Origin of the sequence: Paenibacillus terrae HPL-003, from assembly GCF_000235585.1 — a bacterium.
Classification (GTDB): Bacteria; Bacillota; Bacilli; order Paenibacillales; family Paenibacillaceae; genus Paenibacillus; species Paenibacillus terrae_B.
Genome location: NC_016641.1, coordinates 5,572,067 through 5,589,677, shown reverse-complemented (window position 1 = coordinate 5,589,677; position 17,611 = coordinate 5,572,067). Strand labels below are relative to the sequence as shown.

Annotated in this window: 15 protein-coding genes and 1 other annotated feature; of the genes, 12 read left to right on the top strand and 3 right to left on the bottom strand. The window is 48.2% G+C overall.

Annotated features, from left to right (window positions below; translation table 11 throughout):
- Position 1: 1 nt before the first annotated feature.
- Positions 2 to 775 (top strand): class I SAM-dependent DNA methyltransferase, encoded by a 774-nt coding sequence (locus HPL003_RS24790; RefSeq protein WP_014282543.1) that lies wholly within the window; start codon positions 2 to 4, stop codon positions 773 to 775.
- An 83-nt stretch (positions 776 to 858) separates the two neighbouring features.
- Here the strand turns inward: HPL003_RS24790 and HPL003_RS24785 are convergent, their stop codons facing one another.
- Positions 859 to 1,245 (bottom strand): tautomerase family protein, encoded by a 387-nt coding sequence (locus HPL003_RS24785; protein ID WP_014282542.1) that lies wholly within the window; start codon positions 1,243 to 1,245, stop codon positions 859 to 861.
- 175 nt (positions 1,246 to 1,420) lie between these two features.
- Positions 1,421 to 1,678: a binding site (T-box leader), on the top strand.
- A gap of 61 nt (positions 1,679 to 1,739) precedes the next feature.
- Between HPL003_RS24785 and leuS the strand changes: the two genes are divergently transcribed.
- The gene (gene leuS / locus HPL003_RS24780; protein WP_014282541.1) at positions 1,740 to 4,178 is read left to right on the top strand and encodes a leucine--tRNA ligase; all 2,439 of its coding nucleotides are present in this window, start codon (positions 1,740 to 1,742) and stop codon (positions 4,176 to 4,178) included.
- On the opposite strand, the gene comER is transcribed toward leuS, so the two are convergent.
- A complete protein-coding gene (comER, locus tag HPL003_RS24775) occupies positions 4,159 to 5,004 on the bottom strand; it encodes a late competence protein ComER (RefSeq protein WP_014282540.1) in 846 nt (281 codons plus the stop codon). The two genes, leuS and comER, sit on opposite strands and share 20 nt — an antisense overlap.
- A gap of 279 nt (positions 5,005 to 5,283) precedes the next feature.
- On the opposite strand from comER, the gene HPL003_RS24770 reads away from it, so the two are divergent.
- From HPL003_RS24770 to holA, 7 genes are all read left to right on the top strand, one after another.
- Positions 5,284 to 5,922, top strand: coding sequence for a ComEA family DNA-binding protein (locus tag HPL003_RS24770; protein WP_043922909.1), 639 nt, complete (start codon positions 5,284 to 5,286; stop codon positions 5,920 to 5,922).
- A gap of 85 nt (positions 5,923 to 6,007) precedes the next feature.
- A complete protein-coding gene (locus tag HPL003_RS24765) occupies positions 6,008 to 6,526 on the top strand; it encodes a deoxycytidylate deaminase (RefSeq protein ID WP_014282538.1) in 519 nt (172 codons plus the stop codon).
- A gap of 218 nt (positions 6,527 to 6,744) precedes the next feature.
- Entirely contained in the window at positions 6,745 to 9,420 is a 2,676-nt protein-coding gene (locus tag HPL003_RS24760; protein ID WP_043922907.1) for a ComEC/Rec2 family competence protein, read from the top strand.
- A gap of 234 nt (positions 9,421 to 9,654) precedes the next feature.
- On the top strand, positions 9,655 to 10,338 hold the full coding sequence (locus HPL003_RS24755) for an ABC transporter substrate-binding protein (RefSeq protein WP_014282536.1): 684 nt from the start codon (positions 9,655 to 9,657) through the stop codon (positions 10,336 to 10,338).
- Between the two features lie 391 nt (positions 10,339 to 10,729).
- Positions 10,730 to 11,278 carry an RNA polymerase sigma factor gene (locus tag HPL003_RS24750; RefSeq protein WP_014282534.1) on the top strand — a complete coding sequence of 183 codons (549 nt, stop codon included), beginning with the start codon at positions 10,730 to 10,732 and terminating at the stop codon, positions 11,276 to 11,278.
- Positions 11,275 to 12,720, top strand: coding sequence for an anti-sigma factor (locus tag HPL003_RS24745; RefSeq protein WP_014282533.1), 1,446 nt, complete (start codon positions 11,275 to 11,277; stop codon positions 12,718 to 12,720). The genes HPL003_RS24750 and HPL003_RS24745 overlap by 4 nt, the downstream gene beginning before the upstream one ends.
- Before the next feature lie 214 nt (positions 12,721 to 12,934).
- A complete protein-coding gene (holA, locus tag HPL003_RS24740) occupies positions 12,935 to 13,966 on the top strand; it encodes a DNA polymerase III subunit delta (RefSeq protein WP_014282532.1) in 1,032 nt (343 codons plus the stop codon).
- Between the two features lie 134 nt (positions 13,967 to 14,100).
- Here the strand turns inward: holA and rpsT are convergent, their stop codons facing one another.
- A complete protein-coding gene (gene rpsT, locus HPL003_RS24735) occupies positions 14,101 to 14,373 on the bottom strand; it encodes a 30S ribosomal protein S20 (protein WP_014282531.1) in 273 nt (90 codons plus the stop codon).
- A gap of 198 nt (positions 14,374 to 14,571) precedes the next feature.
- On the opposite strand from rpsT, the gene gpr reads away from it, so the two are divergent.
- From gpr to HPL003_RS24720, 3 genes are all read left to right on the top strand, one after another.
- Positions 14,572 to 15,573: a GPR endopeptidase gene (gene gpr, locus HPL003_RS24730; RefSeq protein ID WP_014282530.1), complete on the top strand. Its 1,002-nt coding sequence runs from the start codon at positions 14,572 to 14,574 to the stop codon at positions 15,571 to 15,573.
- 226 nt (positions 15,574 to 15,799) lie between these two features.
- Positions 15,800 to 17,071 (top strand): stage II sporulation protein P, encoded by a 1,272-nt coding sequence (locus HPL003_RS24725; RefSeq protein ID WP_014282529.1) that lies wholly within the window; start codon positions 15,800 to 15,802, stop codon positions 17,069 to 17,071.
- 27 nt (positions 17,072 to 17,098) lie between these two features.
- Complete coding sequence (locus tag HPL003_RS24720) at positions 17,099 to 17,608, top strand: hypothetical protein (protein WP_014282528.1); 510 nt, start codon at positions 17,099 to 17,101, stop codon at positions 17,606 to 17,608.
- Positions 17,609 to 17,611 lie beyond the last annotated feature (3 nt).

Genomic DNA, 17,611 nt, shown 5'->3' with positions numbered 1-17,611 from the left:
AATGGCTTCTTACCGGAAGTTTGCCTATGTGTATGATGAGCTGATGCAGGACATGCCGTACCCGGACTGGCTACGTTTTGCTCGGCAGGCCTGGGATCAGCATGGTATGCCGCATACAGTGGCAGAGCTGGGCTGTGGAACGGGCTCTATTACGATTCCACTGGTCAATTCGGGCTTCGAGGTGGCTGGCATCGATTTGTCTTCAGATATGCTGGCGGTAGCCCGTCGCAAAATGGAAACAACTACGCAAGGACAGCGTTTGTTCCGTGAGGGGAGCATTCGCTGGATAGAGCAGGATATGCGGGAATGGAATTTACCGGAGCCCGTGGATTCTGTCATTTCTTTTTGCGATTGTCTGAATTATTTGCTGGAGGAAGAGGACATTGCTGCTACTTTTCGCAGGACGTATGCCGGCCTTAAGCCTGGCGGAACCTTTCTGTTCGATGTACATCATCCCCAGACGTTTGTGCGTTATGATGAAGAGCAGCCCTTTGTACTGGACGAGCGCTCCATTTCATATATTTGGACTTGTGCGTTGGACGCTCCACGCTGTGAAATTGAGCATCATCTCAGCATTTTTGCGAGAGCAGATAATGAAGGGCGCGATGTATACCAGCGGTTCGAGGAAATTCATGTGCAGCGTGCCTACGACCCGGACTGGATGAAGGCGGAACTGTCCAAAGCCGGTTTTCGCGATGTGAAGGTATATGCGGACTTTGAATGGGTAGAAGCAGTAGATGACGCGGCGAGATTATTTTATGTTGCTGTAAAATAGTGAAGCTTCATCAAGCGAATATGGAAAAAGAAAGACGCTTTTCATGATGACATGAAGGGCGTCTTTTTCATAAGAGTTTTAATTTATATGTTTACTTTATAGTTCAGTTGAAGCTCATCACCGGGTACACCGCGAATACCCCAATTCTGTTTCGGTGTCTCGAATATAGTAATTTCAAGATCCTGAGAGGCAATGCCTAAATCGTTAATTCTTTGGAATAGCAGCTGGATGAGGTGCTTTTTAGCCTCTGTCGTTCTGCCTTCAAACACACTAATTTCAATAATGGTGTATGCCTCCGAGCGATCGTGGGCAAATATGAAGTCTTCCTGATTCATAGGGAAAAAACGATGGAACCTTTTGTCGGGGGGATATTGGAACGCATCCACCACAGCGGAATGAATTACATCTGAAAGTTGCTCCTTGATGGGATTCAGGGCTTCTTTTATTCCGTAAATTTTAATTTGTGCCATGTCTCAGCTCACCTTTCTCATCTCAATTGATCTCAATCTGGATCGGAGTTATTATAAAACATTTGCCTCCCATGTGTCATGGAGCAAACGGATGAAGTTGGTGTTTAGCACCAGACGTAGTCCTTATTTGACTTTTTTCGCAGTTTTCAATATAATAGTGCCATTATTAACGGTTAAACAATCGCTGATGAGGAATAGTAGTTTTGTCTGGACATGTAGAGAGCTGGCGGATGGTGCAAGCCGGTTGACAGTGCAAAGTGAACTCGCCTCGGAGATATGCGGCCAACGCAGGAATGCCCTATACAGGTGCTTGTACCCTGTTATTAACCCGCATCGGATCACCTCCGTTATCAGGTGCAAAGGGAGTAGAAGGCGAAGAACGCTTTCTGCTAACTAGGGTGGTACCACGGGAATATAACCTCTCGTCCCTAGCGCTGACACGCTACGGGATGCAGAGGTTTTTTTGTTGCATACCGTTTGAGGAGGAAATGACAATGACAGACACACAGCCGAAGCACGGCTATCAACCGCAAAGTATTGAACCAAAATGGCAGAAATATTGGGATGAGAACAAAACGTTCCGTACCGGGGAAGAGCCGGGCAAACCGAAGTTTTATGCTTTGGATATGTTCCCGTACCCGTCTGGAGCTGGTCTGCATGTAGGCCACCCGGAAGGTTACACGGCAACGGATATTGTTTCACGGTATAAAAGAATGCGCGGCTACAACGTACTGCATCCGATGGGTTGGGACGCCTTTGGTCTGCCTGCCGAGCAGCATGCGCTGGATACAGGAGAGCATCCACGTGAAATTACGGTGAAAAATGTAAATAACTTCCGTCGTCAAATTAAATCGCTCGGCTTCTCATACGACTGGGATCGTGAAATCAGCACAACAGACCCTGATTATTACAAATGGACACAGTGGATTTTCATCCAGTTGTACAAGCGCGGTCTTGCCTATGTAGCTGAAGTGCCTGTGAACTGGTGTCCTGCACTGGGAACAGTATTGGCTAATGAAGAAGTGATTGACGGCAAGAGTGAGCGTGGCGGTCATCCGGTTATCCGCAAACCAATGCGTCAATGGATGCTGAAAATTACGGAATATGCGGATCGTCTGCTGGATGATTTGGAGGAGCTGGATTGGTCCGAAAGCATTAAGGATATGCAGCGGAACTGGATCGGCAAGTCTACCGGAGCAGAGGTTCATTTTCCAATTGAAGGCCATGACAAGCAATTGACGGTATTTACAACCCGCCCTGATACGCTGTTCGGCGCAAGCTATTGTGTGCTGGCTCCTGAGCAGGAATTGGTGGATGTTATCACTACACCTGAGCAAAAGGATGTTGTAAATCAATACCGTGAACAAGCTGCCCGTAAAAGCGATCTGGAGCGCACGGATTTGGCGAAGGATAAAACAGGTGTCTTTACAGGTGCTTACGCGGTGAATCCGGTGAACGGTGAAAAGCTGCCGATCTGGATTGCCGACTATGTGCTGGCAGGCTACGGAACAGGCGCGATCATGGCTGTACCAGGTCACGACACACGTGACTGGGAATTTGCGAAGCAATTCGGGCTGAATATCATTGAGGTTGTCCAAGGTGGGGACGTGGCTAAAGAGCCATACACCGAGGATGGTCCGCACGTTAATTCAGGTCCGCTGAATGGACTTACGAATGAGGAAGCAATTCCGAAGATGATTGAATGGCTGGAAGCCGAGGGTAAAGGGCAAGGAAAAGTGACGTACCGCTTGCGCGACTGGCTGTTCAGCCGTCAACGCTATTGGGGCGAGCCGATTCCGGTGATTCACCTGGAAGATGGAACAATCAAAACAGTTCCTGAGGATCAACTGCCGCTCGTCCTGCCGGAAATGGATAACATCAAGCCTTCAGGCACAGGGGAGTCCCCGTTGGCGAATGCGACGGACTGGGTAGAAACTGTTGATCCCGAGACGGGCTTGAAAGCACGCCGCGAGACGAATACTATGCCGCAATGGGCGGGAAGCTGCTGGTATTACCTGCGCTATATTGATCCGCACAATGATAAAGAGCCTGTATCCAAGGAGAAGCAGCGCGAATGGTTGCCTGTGGATCTGTACATCGGCGGTGCGGAACATGCGGTTCTTCATTTGCTGTATGCCCGTTTCTGGCACAAGGTGCTGTATGATATTGGCGTTGTAGAAACAAAAGAGCCATTCTACAAGCTGGTCAACCAGGGTATGATTCTGGGTAACAACAATGAAAAAATGAGTAAATCACGTGGTAATGTCATCAACCCTGACGATATTGTGAATACGTTTGGCGCCGATACGCTGCGCATTTATGAAATGTTTATGGGGCCACTGGAGGCAACGAAGCCATGGAGCGAAAACGGGGTTGAGGGAGCGCATCGTTTTCTGTCCCGCGTATGGCGCCTGTTCGTTTCCGAGGATGGCAGCCTGAACGATAAAATTTCAAATGAAGGCGGCAGTGATGAGTTCAATCGGACTTGGCATAAAACGCTGAAAAAAGTAACCGAGGATCTGGACGCGCTACGTTTCAATACGGCGATCAGCCAACTGATGATTTTTACCAATGATGCATACAAAGCAGACCATCTGCCGCGTGCAGCAATGGAAAACTTCGTGCAAATGCTGTCGCCGCTTGCACCGCATCTGGCCGAGGAACTGTGGCAGCTGCTGGGACACAACGAAAGCATTACCTACGCGGCTTGGCCTGCTTATGATGAAGCATGGACGGTGGATGCCGAAGTGGAAATTGTAGTGCAGGTGAACGGTAAAATCTTGCAGCGTGCGACGATTGCCAAGGACCTTGACGCCAAAGCGATGGAGGCATTCGCTCTGTCGTTGGACAATGTTCAGCAGGCGCTTGCTGGTAAAACAGTTCGCAAGGTGATCGCAGTACCGGGCAAACTGGTCAATATTGTTGCGGGTTAATCGGCTTTAAGCCGAAGGAGGCATCTATCTTTTGCATGTCCTCCACATACTTGTTGTGTGTGGCTTGTATCAGCTCGGGAAAGACGCCGTGCAGGCTGGTGTCCAGCAGTGCGAGGGCTTCAGCGGTAATACCTCCGGGAACTGCTACCCTCGTCTGCAACTCGGCTGGTGTCATCCCGCCCACCGTAAGCAGCTTTCCTGTGCCGATAATCATTTCACCGGCCAGGGCACATAGCTCCGTACGGTCTATGCCCGTGGCCTGAACCGCAGCATGAATCCACTGGTCCATAAAAAAGGCCAGGAAAGCAGGGCCACAGCTGGAAAAATCCGACGTAATACGGGTATGGGATTCCTTAACCTGAATCGGCCTGCTAATGTGGGTCATAAGCTCTTCCAGAAGGGAGCGATCCTCCTCTGTAATCCGGCTGCCATGGATGCATAGTGAGGCTCCGCTGCCTACCTGATGGGTAATGCTGGGAATGATTTTGGAAACTTTGGCTTTCAGTGAATGCTCCAGGATGCGTAACTGTACCGGACTTGTAATAGAAACGACGATTTGCTCTTCTGTAATGACGTTGCGTATTTCATCCGTTACGGCTTTTGATTCCAGCGGCTTCACGCAGATAAACAGGATATCGCTATCCGCTGCCGTCTCACGGTTGCTTTGGGCTGCATGCAATCCTGGATAACGATGGGCCAGCTCGGCTACCTTGGAATACGTTCGATTGCTTGCTGATATTTGCTGTGGTTTAAGTGCGTTGGAATGAATAAAAGATTCAATCAGCAGACTTCCCATGCTGCCAGTCCCGATAAATCCAACTTTCATCGTTCAACGTCCTCCTTTCATACTTTGCGGTATAGACGCTGTCATTCTTCTTAGTGTATGCACCCGGTCTTGGCCGACATGACGAATTTTATGTCTGAGCTTGTTGATTGTGCCCAAGGTCGTACCACTCTTTGGGAAATGGCTCACAGCGAGACCGTATGGAGGTTAGTTACATCCTCCGGTTAACGGGAATAGGACAGGTTTGCTCTGTTCGATTGTGACGCTGTATTGAGTGGCTCACTTTCCCTAAATCTATGTGGAGAAGGGGACAAAATGGAAATGAATCGCGTATGGACTGGAACGGCAATAGTGCTTTCCCTAATCGGCAGTGGGCTTATTTTATTTGCTGGTGGGCAGCCTCCAGAGCCGAAAGAAGAGTGGCAGGTGCTTAATCGTAAGGTGGAGCAGGCTTTAGCGGTAGAGCCGGAGCAAAATGAGTCACGGAGCAATAGCGGCCAGACTCAGGAAAAGCGTGCTGTAACCGAAGTCTCAGGCAAAGCTGAACGCAGTTTGGATGGCGAAGGAACTGGTTCTGTGAAGCGTGATGCTGTACAGGATTCTGCCGGTGCATCGGTCGATGGGAGTGAAAGCTCCAGTCCCATAAAGCAGTCTGAGGTGATGGACTCTAGTTCTGTTACTTCCGTTACTGGCGTTGAAAGCTCGAATGCTACGACGAACAGGTCGAATACAGCAGGCGATCCGGTTGCTTCAGCCGCTTCCGGTGAAAAAAAGGTGAACATTAATACGGCGACTGCTGCCGAGTTAATGGAACTACCAGGGGTTGGAGCTAAAAAAGCCGAAGCGATTCTGAACTATCGTAATCAGCACGGGCCGTTCAAACGTGTGAGCGATTTGGATCATGTGAAGGGAATTGGCGCTAAGATGTTGGCGAAAATGAAGCCTTACGTCAGCTTATAATTACATAAGTGGACGATGTGCAGACTATCAGAATAGCCTAGCGGATATATTTACGTTGTAACTTGCTTTTACGGGAGAGATGGATATGAGTGCAGATGTACGCAAGGACTGGGACACCTATTTTATGGATATCGCTTATATGGTATCCACCCGTTCACGCTGCTCGCGGCGTCATGTTGGAGCCGTACTTGTTCAAGGCAAAAAGCTTTTGGGCACGGCCTATAATGGTGCACCATCCGGGGTACCCGACTGCTCTGAGGCAGGCTGTATGATTTCGGAGGAGTACGAAGTCGTACATCGCGAGGGGCGGAATGAAATGGTTAAGAAGCAGCGCTGTATCCGCACTATTCATGCGGAGCAGAACTTGCTGCTGTTCACGGACCGCATTGATCGTGAAGGGTCCTCGGTATATGTGACCGACCAGCCGTGCTGGACGTGTGCCAACATGCTGGCGAACAGCGGTATTGTGGAGATCGTATATCACCGACCTTACCCAAAGGATGCCGACAAGGTTCGTGCCATGATGGATCAAAAAGGAATTGCCTTCCGTATGCTGGATAACTATCATCCACCGAAAGAAACCCTGATGGATGTTATGAATTAAGATGTGATGAATTAAAGAGTACACGAGGAAGAACCTCTGACGAATGCTATTTTGTCAGGGGTTCTTTTTGTTTTGCGATTTGGACACAGAACAATATTTTGCTACCGGGAGGTGGTTGTATTCAAGCCAAACCTGTTTTAAGCAGACCTATCCTGACCCTTACTGTATGCTGGATTACGGGAAGTGCAGGAGCATGTTTGTACTCCGGACGTACGCTTCTGTTGCTCTGGGCGGGTGTCACGCTGATTTTTCCTCTTATAGCTCTATTGATGAAAATTCCAGTCCGGCACATGGTGCTGCTATGGCTTGCCTTGAGCGGGGGTGGATTCCATTGGGCTTGGCAGGATACCCATAATGTGAGCCACATTCCCGATGCCCTTCATGTACCGGCCTCCAAGCTGGAAGATATGCCTGTTCAAGTTTCGGGATTTATTGCTTCCGAGGTGCAGGTAGACGGTGATCGGGCACAGTTTGAGATGAGGGTTACTGCAATAGGCAATATGGGAAGTCATTCTCAAAATGACACTTTTCAGGGTGGAGATGGAAAGAGCGAAGCTATTTCTGAACAGGTTATCGTTCACATCAAGCTGGCTGCCGAGCAGGAACAGCGACTGGCGGCAGAATGGCAGCGTGGAGATGCAATTCAACTACATGGTAGCTTAAAGGCTCCTGCAAAAGCGGGGAACTTTGGCGGCTTTGATTACAATGAATACCTGCATACACAGGAGATTCACTGGCTTTTCAAAGGGAATGGAGCCGCTTCGTTACAGAAGCAGCAAGCTTCGCAGTGGAACCGTTACACCTTGTTCAGGTGGAATGATCAGCTTAGGGAGCAATTAGGGCAACGGATGGAATCAGCATTTAGTTCTCTTCATCACGCAGGATATATGAAAGGACTTGTACTAGGAGTTACGGATGAGCTGGACCCGGCAACGTATAACGAATTTACGCAGCTTGGATTAACGCATATTTTAGCGATATCCGGTATGCATGTGGCGGTATATGCAGCTACACTACTGTATTCGCTCAAGCTATTGCGAGTGAGTCGCGAGACGTCTCTTACGGTCGTGATGGTGCTTATTCCGGCTTATGTACTGCTGACAGGTGCTTCTCCCTCTGTTGTGAGGGCTGGAATTATGGCTATGATCGGCCTGTTCGCAGCCAGACGGGGAATGCTCAAAGACGGACTTAGCATTTTGAGTGTGTCGGCGTTATTGATGTTGCTTTGGAATCCGTATTACCTACTTAGTGTCAGTTTTCAGCTTTCTTTTCTGGTAACAGCCGGACTGCTCATTTATATGCCGCTGATGAAGCCGTTTTTTGCCAAATGGCCTCTTCTGATCGGTGGCGAAATTGCGATTACGATCACAGCGCAGCTTGTTTCGTTTCCGATGACAGTCTTCTACTTTAATCAGTTTTCGCTGCTATCGTTTGCGGCTAATTTTGTGCTTGTTCCACTCATTACGTATATCGTGCTTCCACTGGGTACGGTGGCGATGGGAATCGCCTTTCTATGGGAGGACGGGAGCCGTATTCTTGCGTGGCCGGCAGAGAAGCTGAACGAACTGACCTTTTGGCTTGTAAAATGGATGAACGTGGATGACATTTATGTGAGTATTTGGCCGTCTTCCTCCATTCTGTGGGTCACTGCGTATTATGCTGCTTTGTACAGTATTCTGTACTGGCTCAGAACATGGATGATATCTCGAAGACGAACAGATGAATCTCTGGGCTTGGAGGTAGCACTGGATAAGGACAAGGGGAGGCTTTCAGCCAGACGCAATTTGGTGGGACAAAGCACATCCGTTCCCATGCCATCACCCATACATACAGGATTAGCGGCATCTGCGGAGTGGGCAGCTATATTGCAGACGGGGCGTGAGCCTGAAGGAGCAGCCAAATATGCACGTCGACAGTGGAATGGTTATAGTCATTTGGCGCTTGCTTTAAGCGGTATTGCCTGGCTTGGCATTCTGTGTATAGGTTATATAACTCCAGGTGGAGGGAATACGGGAATGGTCCAATACCTGGATGTGGGCCAAGGCGACAGCATTTTGATTACAACGCCGGGCGGTAAACATATTTTGGTGGATGGTGGGGGTACGATGGATTTTACGACAGGAAAAAATGCTTGGCGTAAGCGAAAAGACCCCTACGAGGTAGGTGAGGATACGATTGTGCCCTTATTGAAGCAGCGCGGTGTACATCGGCTGGATGCTGTCATTTTAACGCATGGAGATCATGACCACGCCGGGGGATTGCAGGCCGTGCTTGACCAGATTCCAGTATCGACCTTGGTTTTTAACGGCACCTTGACAGACAAGGCACCTTTCCGCAAGCTGTTGAACACGGCTATAAACAAGCAGGTCAAGCTGTACGGTGCGCATTATGGTATGGAGTGGAGACCGGATCAGGATACGAAAATCCACTTTATTCATCCGCTTCCGTTGCAGGAGGACAAATCCGAGAAGCTGCCTGTTGTAAAGGAGCAAAATCATTATTCCGTTGCAATGATATTGGAGATGGAGGGGGCTTCCTTTTTGTTCACAGGAGATATGGATGATGCAGCGGAATCGTTGTTGCTTTCCGAGTTAACTCATTATCCATCCCGTAACGAACCAGAGGGGGAAACGGTGGTTGTAAGACAAGCTGTAGATGTCATGAAAATAGCACATCACGGTAGCAAGCATTCCACCTCGGAAGAATGGTTATCCTACTGGCGACCGAAGGTATCCGTCATTTCAGTCGGAGCGAGCAACACGTATGGACATCCAAATGAAGCGGTATTAGGTCGTTTATCGGCGGTTGATTCTGCTATATATCGGACAGATACGATGGGAGAGGTGCAAATCCGTGCGCACCAAGGCAAATTGAGTGTGCGGCACAAAAAATGAGGTTTTAGCAAAATCCTCAAATACAAACAAGCAGGCACTGTGGCAGCCTGCTTGTAACTTGAGCACTTTTGGATCAGTAAGCACAAGAGCGATCCAGGGAAAATACTAAAGATATACTCACTCTTAGGAGTGGGCTTTTTGCTTTTAAACCAACCTGCATGGACATAACCTATGAGCTTTGATAGAATCTAATAAGTATTGAAAATGAGAATCATTATTAATAGGAGGACTATTGTGAACTATTTAAAATTCCGAACTTCGGCTTGTTTATTGATTATTTCATTAATGCTCGTACTGAGCGCATGCGCCACGAATGGAGGCGGAGTGGCAACGGATAGTGGCACAACGACTGATTCCAAAACTGCATCTACTGGAGATGAAGCTGCCACACGTACATATGAAAGCGATAAAGGTACAATTACTATTCCTGAGCATCCGCAGCGCGTCGTTGTAACGGTCGATGACTATGTAGGTGATGTGCTTGCACTTGGTGTTACACCAGTAGGGGCTCTAGATACCGTATTTGATGCTCCGTACTATAAAAAATATTTGAATGGTGTTGAAAATATTGGTGACAGCTCAGCGTTGTCTCTTGAAAAGGTGACTACCCTGAATCCGGATCTGATCATCACCTATGATGACAAGGCTTATGAAAATCTAAAAAAAATAGCGCCTACTGTATTTATTCCATATGGTAAATATAATTATAAGGACCGTTTAATGGAGCTGGGCAAAGTGTTAAACAAAGAGCAGGAAGCGAAGAAATGCCTGGCTGATTTTGCTGTCAAGATTGCTGAGAAGAAGCAGGTTTTGTCTGATGTTATTAATTCAGGTAAAAAAATTGCTATTTTTGAGATAACGGGCAAAGAATTATATCTCTATGGCAAATCCTATGGACGGGGAGGAACTATACTTTAAGATGAGTTGAGGCTTCATGCCCCGGCGAAGGTAGAAAAGGCGGTGTTCGAGAAGGGCCGGGCAAGCATTTCAATGGAGGCTTTACCGGAGATGCTAGGCGATGCCGATTACCTGATGCTGGGGATTAGGGGAGATGGAGTAGATCTGATTTCCAAGAAGTAACAATATGTAAGTTCAATTCGACAGATTTCACCAGATTTATGTGAGTAGGGCTAAGGGAAGGTGACTACCTTCCCTTTTTCTGTTATTCTAAGGGAGGCTTTAATGGGGAATCTGGGCTTTTTGGTAACATTTTTTACACTATAAAAATAAAATTATCGTCAGACGTCTAACCTGCAACAATTTGCAAAGGGGAAACGTCTGTAATATTGCAGGGAGAGGGGGATCCTTTGTGGTAGAGCAGGGACTCATTCGAGCCGCTCAATCGGGCGATCGCGACGCTCTCATTACCCTATTAAGAGAGATAGAACAGCATGTGTACCGTACGGCATATTACATTTTAAACAATGAACAGGACGCCATGGATGCTTCACAAGAAGCCCTCATACGGATTTATTCCAAAATTAATTCTTATGAGGAAAAGGCGCAGTTCAAAACTTGGGTTCAACGCATTGTAACGAACATATGTATCGACAAATTCAGGAGGACGAAGCCCTCGGTATCTATTGACGAGCACGACATGATATTCAACGATCCCCAAAATGTGGAGGCCGAGGTGCTGACCTCTTACTTGGCACAGGATGTTCGTGAGGCTATACAGCAGCTTCCTGAGCACCACCGTACGGTGATCGTATTGAGATATTTGCAGGATTTCTCTTATAACGAGATTGCCGACTCTCTGGATTTGCCGCTAAATACGGTCAAGTCATACTTGTATCGTGCAAGACAGCAATTGCAAGGGCTACTTCAGGAATATCAGAAAGGTGGTGTATCAGGATGAAGTGTGGGGAAGAGGTGATGGATTGGATGCAGCGTTATGTGGATCATGAGCTGGGCGAAGAAGAGACGTCCCAATTAATGAACCATGTTGCGACTTGCCCAGACTGTGCGGAAAAATTTCATATTCTTCAGGCGCTTTCCCGCGAGTTGGAGGAATTGCCTGCGGTTTCCCCGGCGTTCAGCCTGGTGGATTCCATCATGCCTCAGCTTGATGCCATTGACCGCGCACGTGAGGAGCAGGGAAGCACACTTCAGGAGATGCAGCCTGTAGCTGCCGATCCTGGACCGGGGCCGAGACAGCGTACCCAACCTATACCTTGGTGGAACCGGATGAGCGGGCGAGCTGCGATGGGCGTGGCTGCCGCTGCTGTCGTACTGGGTATTGTGGTATTCAATTTTGAACCGAAAACGGTACAGGATGCAGAAGGCATGCTTGATTCCCAGTCGCCTGGAGTGATGAGTCAGCAGGAACAGACAGAAATTCCAAGTACGGTGAATGGAAGTGGAGGCCGCGATGCAGCCATTGGCTCGGATTCGACCAAGCAGCCGTCAGAGCAGGATCAGGGGACGGACGTATCTCAGCCACCTTTAGGGGAGCAACCTGACCCGAGCAAACAGGATGTAAACAGTGCGGATGATGAAAAGAACCCTTCCAAACAGGATGCTGCCAAACGTGACGATCAGCAGGGTGTTGAAAAAGACTCAACGAAGCATGCGCCTGCAGGGCAGCCTTCCCGTCAGGATCGTAAGTCAACAAAGGAAGACCCTGCCGAGCAAAATTCTGCTGCGGATGCTCCTAAGTCCGATGACAAGCAATTAAAGCAGGGAAAATCCGAGCAACAAACGATTGCCCCTGAACAGCATGTGGAACCGAAAATAGAAAAAGCACCCATAGCAGGTACGGGCATCGCTCAAGATAATAATGTTGACAGTACGGCCGCTAATGAGTCGTCATCGTCTGTCAATCAGGATATGAAGTTACAGGAACGGATTGCTTCAGATGAAACGTCGAAAGACACGACCTCCAAAAGCGTCACCAAAGATTCGGGGAATACCACGGGAGATATGAGCAGCGATACAGCTTCTAACGATCAGCAATCATCCGTGTTGCAAAACTCAGTACGCAATGAAGGCTTTTCATCTAATTCGATGATCTCTCCGGACAACAATAATGCTTCCACTTTTAGCGCCCAGTTGACGTCCACAGATCAGTTTAATTCACCTGATGGCAGCTATGCGGTGGTCATTGAGGGCAAAAAGCTGAAAGTGTATAAGCTTTCCGACAATGGTGTAGACCGGACAACGCTGGAAGTGCGTACTTTGAAGGGCGCCTGGGTCAAAGGAAGCTGGTCAGAAGACAGCCAAACCTTCATGTATGAGACTGAGCAGGATGGTACAGCAAGTAAATATACGTATACCATTCCGCGTACCTCCGGAAAATAGTTGCTATGAAGATGGTACATTTTTAAAAGCAGAGAATAGATTGTATGAACCGACGTCGTATCCCGACGGCCGAAAGTTTCTAGAGCTTTCTGCTGCCGTGTTGATATAGATGGTGGTGAAGGGATCTTGCCTATTGGCAGGGTCCTTTCGTTTGTATAATGACTTGCCTTCCGACCAGATGTCGGGTACGATCAATGAATGGGGGGTACGGAGAATGGATGCAAAAACAGCCGCTAAGGCTATTCGCAAAGGCGATATTTCGCCAGTGTATTTGCTCTACGGCAGCGAAAAATATCAAATGAAGCAGTTTGTCGATATGCTTAAAGAAAAAGTGGTGGAAGAGGGGCATCGTGACTTTGCCATTATTCCTTACGATCTGACCGAGACGCCGATTGAGGTAGTCGTGGAGGAAGCCGAGACTGCGCCTTTTTTAGTGCCAAAAAAGCTGATTATTGTACGGGATACCAGTGTATTTGCGGCAGGTAAGGATGGCGGTAAAATTGAGCACCACATTGAAGCGCTGCTGACTTATATGGATAACCCGGCTGACTATAGCATTATCATTTTTACGGTTCAGGCTGAAAAGCTTGATGAACGGAAGAAGATTGTTAAAAGGCTGAAAAGTGACGCCTCGGTTATTGCCTTCACTCCGTTGGGGGGAGATGACCTGGTGGCATGGATTCATAAGCGTGCAGCGGAAAGAGAAGTCCAATTAGCGGCGGGAGCTGCTGAAAGTCTCATTCAATATACGGGGACCGGGCTGCAATCGCTGGCTGCCGAGATAGACAAGCTGTGTCTGTATGCGGGAGCGCAGGGTACCATCTCCACTACCGATATTGAATCGCTTGTGCCTCGCAGTACGGAGCAAAATGTGTTTGCGATGGTCGAGGATTTGGCTAATTTGCGGCTGGATAAGGCGCTTAGTATTTTTTATGAGTTGCTTAAGCAAAAAGAGGAACCGATCAAGATTGCAGCTTTAATCACACGACAGTTCCGCATTATGTTGCAGGTCAAAGAGCTTATGGGTCAAAGCTATTCCCAGCAGCAAATTGCGAGCCAGCTTAGTTTGCATCCATATGGGGTGAAGGTTGCCGGCGAGCAGGCGCGGAGATTCCGTCCTGAGCAGCTGCGTGCGCTTCTCTATGACTTGGGCGAGCTGGATTACCGTATGAAAACCGGAGTTGTCGACAAGGTGCTGGGGCTGGAGATGTTTTTGCTGAAAATGGGCGCGGGGGCTACGGTCTAATCCGGCCCGTTTGCCGAGCGGTTTAATGAAAGGTTAACTAATGTAACGCAGAATTCAAGCGTGGTGAACTAAAAAATCCTGATCAGCCAAGGCTGGTCAGGATTTTTTCATTAACGTATGAAAGTAGCTCTTGCTTACGCTTGAGCTGTAAGAGCGTTAAGTTTTTTCGCCAAGCGGGATTTCTTGCGAGCAGCTGCATTTTTGTGGATCAGACCTTTAGTTACAGCCTTGTCCAGCTTTTGGGAAGCTACTTTGAAAGCAGCAGCAGCAGTTTCAGCTTCGTTATTCACCAACGCTGTATCGGCAGCTTTTACTGCTGTACGAAGCGCGGATTTTTGAGAAGCGTTCAACGCACGGCGTTTATCGCTTGTTTTAACGCGTTTGATAGCGGATTTGATGTTTGGCATTACATTCACCTCCTGTAAAGGCATTACTTATGAACACAAACGTTTCACAACTTAAAATATTTTAGCACGCCACACCTCAAATTGCAATAAGAAAACATTCCGGGCTTGGGTAGATTACAGGATGAAAATGGATGTGCATAAACCTGCTGGGTGTCTCGCACACTATAACCTGAGATGGTATAAAAGGAGGCGTAAATGATGGATTTGGATTTGCAGAAGTATGCGGTACGTACGGATTTGGCGCTGGAGGCAAGAGAGCTGGCGGAACGGGATCAGCCAATGCCGCTGGCGGGCATCAACGAGGACGTGGAGGAAGATAACGGTATTAAAATCACACGTCTGGATGTGCTGAATGAAGAGGGTGCCAACCGTATTGGACGGGTTCAGGGGCATTACGTCACGCTGGAAGTGCCCGGCTTACGTGAAGGTGACACAGGGCTCCAGGAACGGGTAGCCATTGCATTCGCGAAGGAGATGGAGCAATTTATACAAAAAATTGGGATCTCCAGTAAGGCGCGCGTACTTGTGGTAGGTCTGGGCAACTGGAATGTTACTCCCGATTCACTAGGTCCGCTTGTCGTTGAAAATTTGATGGTGACTCGTCAATTTTTTGAACTGACGCCTGATCAAATCAATCCTGGTTATCGGGATGTGAGTGCGATTGCACCGGGAGTTCTGGGCATTACGGGGATCGAGTCGAGCGAAATTGTTCAGGGTATCGTTGATCGCACGAAGCCAGAATTGATTATTGCTATTGATGCTCTGGCGTCACGCTCATTGGAGCGCGTCAATACGACCATCCAGGTGGCAGATATCGGGATTCATCCGGGCTCAGGTATCGGTAACAAACGGCGTGGCATCACCAAGGATATTATGGGTGTCCCGTGTATTGCCATCGGCGTTCCAACCGTTTGCTACGCTTCCACCATCGTTAATAACGTAATTGAACTGATGAAAACACATTTTGCCAAGGAAAATGCTTCTACGAAAGCAATACTGGGAATGCTGGATGATATTTCAGAGCCTGAGAGACTGGGATTGGTGAGAGAGGTGCTTCAGCCGCTGGGACATGATCTGATTGTGACCCCAAAGGAGATTGATGAATTTATAGAAGATATTGCGAATATTATTGCAACCGGATTGAACGCCGCCCTGCATGAAGCCGTCGATCCCGGCAATGTCGCCGCTTATACACATTAATGAGGGTTAGTAAAAGCATATTTCATACACAAAATTCTCTATCTAGCAGGCATCCTATCTCTTGTAATAAGGGGTGGGATTTACCTGCGAGTGGAGATTTTTTTGTGTTCTAGCAATTGTTCTCCGTTCATAGAGTTGAAGTATAAGAGATTTCCGCTGCTGACTGGAACCTATAGGTTCTGAGCATAAGGCGGGCTTCGACGGGACGAAGGAGGACAAGACCCACATGAAAAAAATTCAAACCTGGAACGTCGGAAGATGGAGAAGAAAGGGCCTTGAAATTTTGGCTATGGGACACACGCTTGTGCTGCTTATTATGGGCTCGGCGCTTTTATTTGTTGTATTGGGGCTGGGAGGACTGGCGGAAAATCGTTTGCAAACGTCTCCGGTATCTTCGATGAAAGGATTTGCAGGCTCGGTTTCCAGTGGTTTTTTTGCGGACATGCTCGGCATGGAAGTACCTCATTTGGCACAGAAGAAGCAACAATCTTCGTTGTCGGGTGAACAATGGTCGCCTTTTGTGTTCCAAATGCTCACAGGTATTAATCCACAGGACCCCAAAAGTCTCATAGCTCGCGAAATTCCTGGTATGTCTGCGGGTACGCCTGTTTTGTTGCGTAAGGGCTCAGGGAATAACAGGGTAGAGGCGCCTATTGATTATCAGCCTGATCAGGGAACGACGGATGCTCCCGGTGGCCCGAATGCTTCTACCAATCCACCGAACAATGGCTCTACAACGCCAGATCTTCCGACTACGCCAGAAACGGACCCTGCGCAAGAGGATGATCCGAGTGATACAGCAGTCAGAGGTGCCAAACGTATATTAATCTACCATTCTCATCCGAGAGAGGCATATAATCCTTTGCTCAGTAAAACCAGCTCCAATCCCAATTCTGGCTCTAAATCAGCCAATGTGTCGAGAGTAGGGGATTTTGTAAAAAAGAGATTGGAGAAGCAAGGGATATCTACTTTGCATGTGAACAAGGACTATGCCAAAACCGTTCAAAACTACAATTGGAATTATTCCTATAAATATTCGCGTGAAACGGTCAAGGAAGCATTGGCTGGAAATAAAAGCTTAACCTATCTGCTTGATATCCACAGAGATTCTCAACGTCACGGCAAAACGACAGCAACGATAAACGGACTTTCTTATGCCAAGGTGTATTTTATTATCGGCCATGACAACAAAAACTGGCGCAAAAATGAAGCTTTCGCCGCTCGTATTCATGAAAAGCTGGAAAAGTCGTATCACGGCGTTTCCCGTGGGATATGGGGGAAGGATGGCGGTAAAGGCAACAACGGTGAGTACAATCAGAGCTTGTCCTCCCATAGCATTTTGATCGAAATTGGCGGGATTGATAATACCGAGGAGGAATTGAAACGTACCTCTGACGTTCTGGCGAATATGATCGGTGAGGTGTACTGGGAGGATCAGAAAGCACAGAAAGCGGGTACTAACGTATCCGATACGAAAAAGAGCAACGGTGGCAATTAATTGAGGCGGAGTAAAGGAGGAACTGCAATGTCCGGACATTTTCGTAAAAAAGCGCTTGGATTTGTACTTCTGATGGGGGCGGGAGTTCTGCTTGGAATGCAGCTGGCAGGCTCTGGCTTGCGCTCTGTATACGGACCGGAGTGGGCTGGGGAGCCGGTTCAAAACAGAATTCAGCAGAAAGTCGGATATGAGCAGACGGTTATAGAAGACACGCCGGCAGCGGATGTTCGTACTTATACCCGCACGTATAACGGAAATGGCAACGTCGTAATGGAGTCGGGAACGGGAGCTGTTGCGAGCGAAGCTAATGCAACAGAACGAAGTAAGGCCCAAACTACGGGCGAGAACCGCCAATGGTTTTCAGCTGCACCGGATGCCAATTCACAGGGCCTGGAGACACCCCGTGAACTGTTGGCGGTCAAGGCAGAGCAAACCTCGGTGGATACCATGGCAGACAAAACGGCCGGACTGCTGCAAAACCTGTCAAGACAGGGTATTCGCTGGGTTGTGTCTGTTTTTGACGGAGTGACGGAATAGAAA

Coding starts and splice junctions, on each gene's coding strand:
- HPL003_RS24790 (WP_014282543.1), top strand. CDS start 2: ATGGCTTCTTACCGGAAGTTTGCCTATGTGTATGATGAGCTGATGCAG.
- HPL003_RS24785 (WP_014282542.1), bottom strand. CDS start 1,245: ATGGCACAAATTAAAATTTACGGAATAAAAGAAGCCCTGAATCCCATC.
- leuS (WP_014282541.1), top strand. CDS start 1,740: ATGACAGACACACAGCCGAAGCACGGCTATCAACCGCAAAGTATTGAA.
- comER (WP_014282540.1), bottom strand. CDS start 5,004: ATGAAAGTTGGATTTATCGGGACTGGCAGCATGGGAAGTCTGCTGATT.
- HPL003_RS24770 (WP_043922909.1), top strand. CDS start 5,284: ATGAATCGCGTATGGACTGGAACGGCAATAGTGCTTTCCCTAATCGGC.
- HPL003_RS24765 (WP_014282538.1), top strand. CDS start 6,008: ATGAGTGCAGATGTACGCAAGGACTGGGACACCTATTTTATGGATATC.
- HPL003_RS24745 (WP_014282533.1), top strand. CDS start 11,275: ATGAAGTGTGGGGAAGAGGTGATGGATTGGATGCAGCGTTATGTGGAT.
- holA (WP_014282532.1), top strand. CDS start 12,935: ATGGATGCAAAAACAGCCGCTAAGGCTATTCGCAAAGGCGATATTTCG.
- rpsT (WP_014282531.1), bottom strand. CDS start 14,373: ATGCCAAACATCAAATCCGCTATCAAACGCGTTAAAACAAGCGATAAA.
- gpr (WP_014282530.1), top strand. CDS start 14,572: ATGGATTTGGATTTGCAGAAGTATGCGGTACGTACGGATTTGGCGCTG.
- HPL003_RS24725 (WP_014282529.1), top strand. CDS start 15,800: ATGAAAAAAATTCAAACCTGGAACGTCGGAAGATGGAGAAGAAAGGGC.
- HPL003_RS24720 (WP_014282528.1), top strand. CDS start 17,099: ATGTCCGGACATTTTCGTAAAAAAGCGCTTGGATTTGTACTTCTGATG.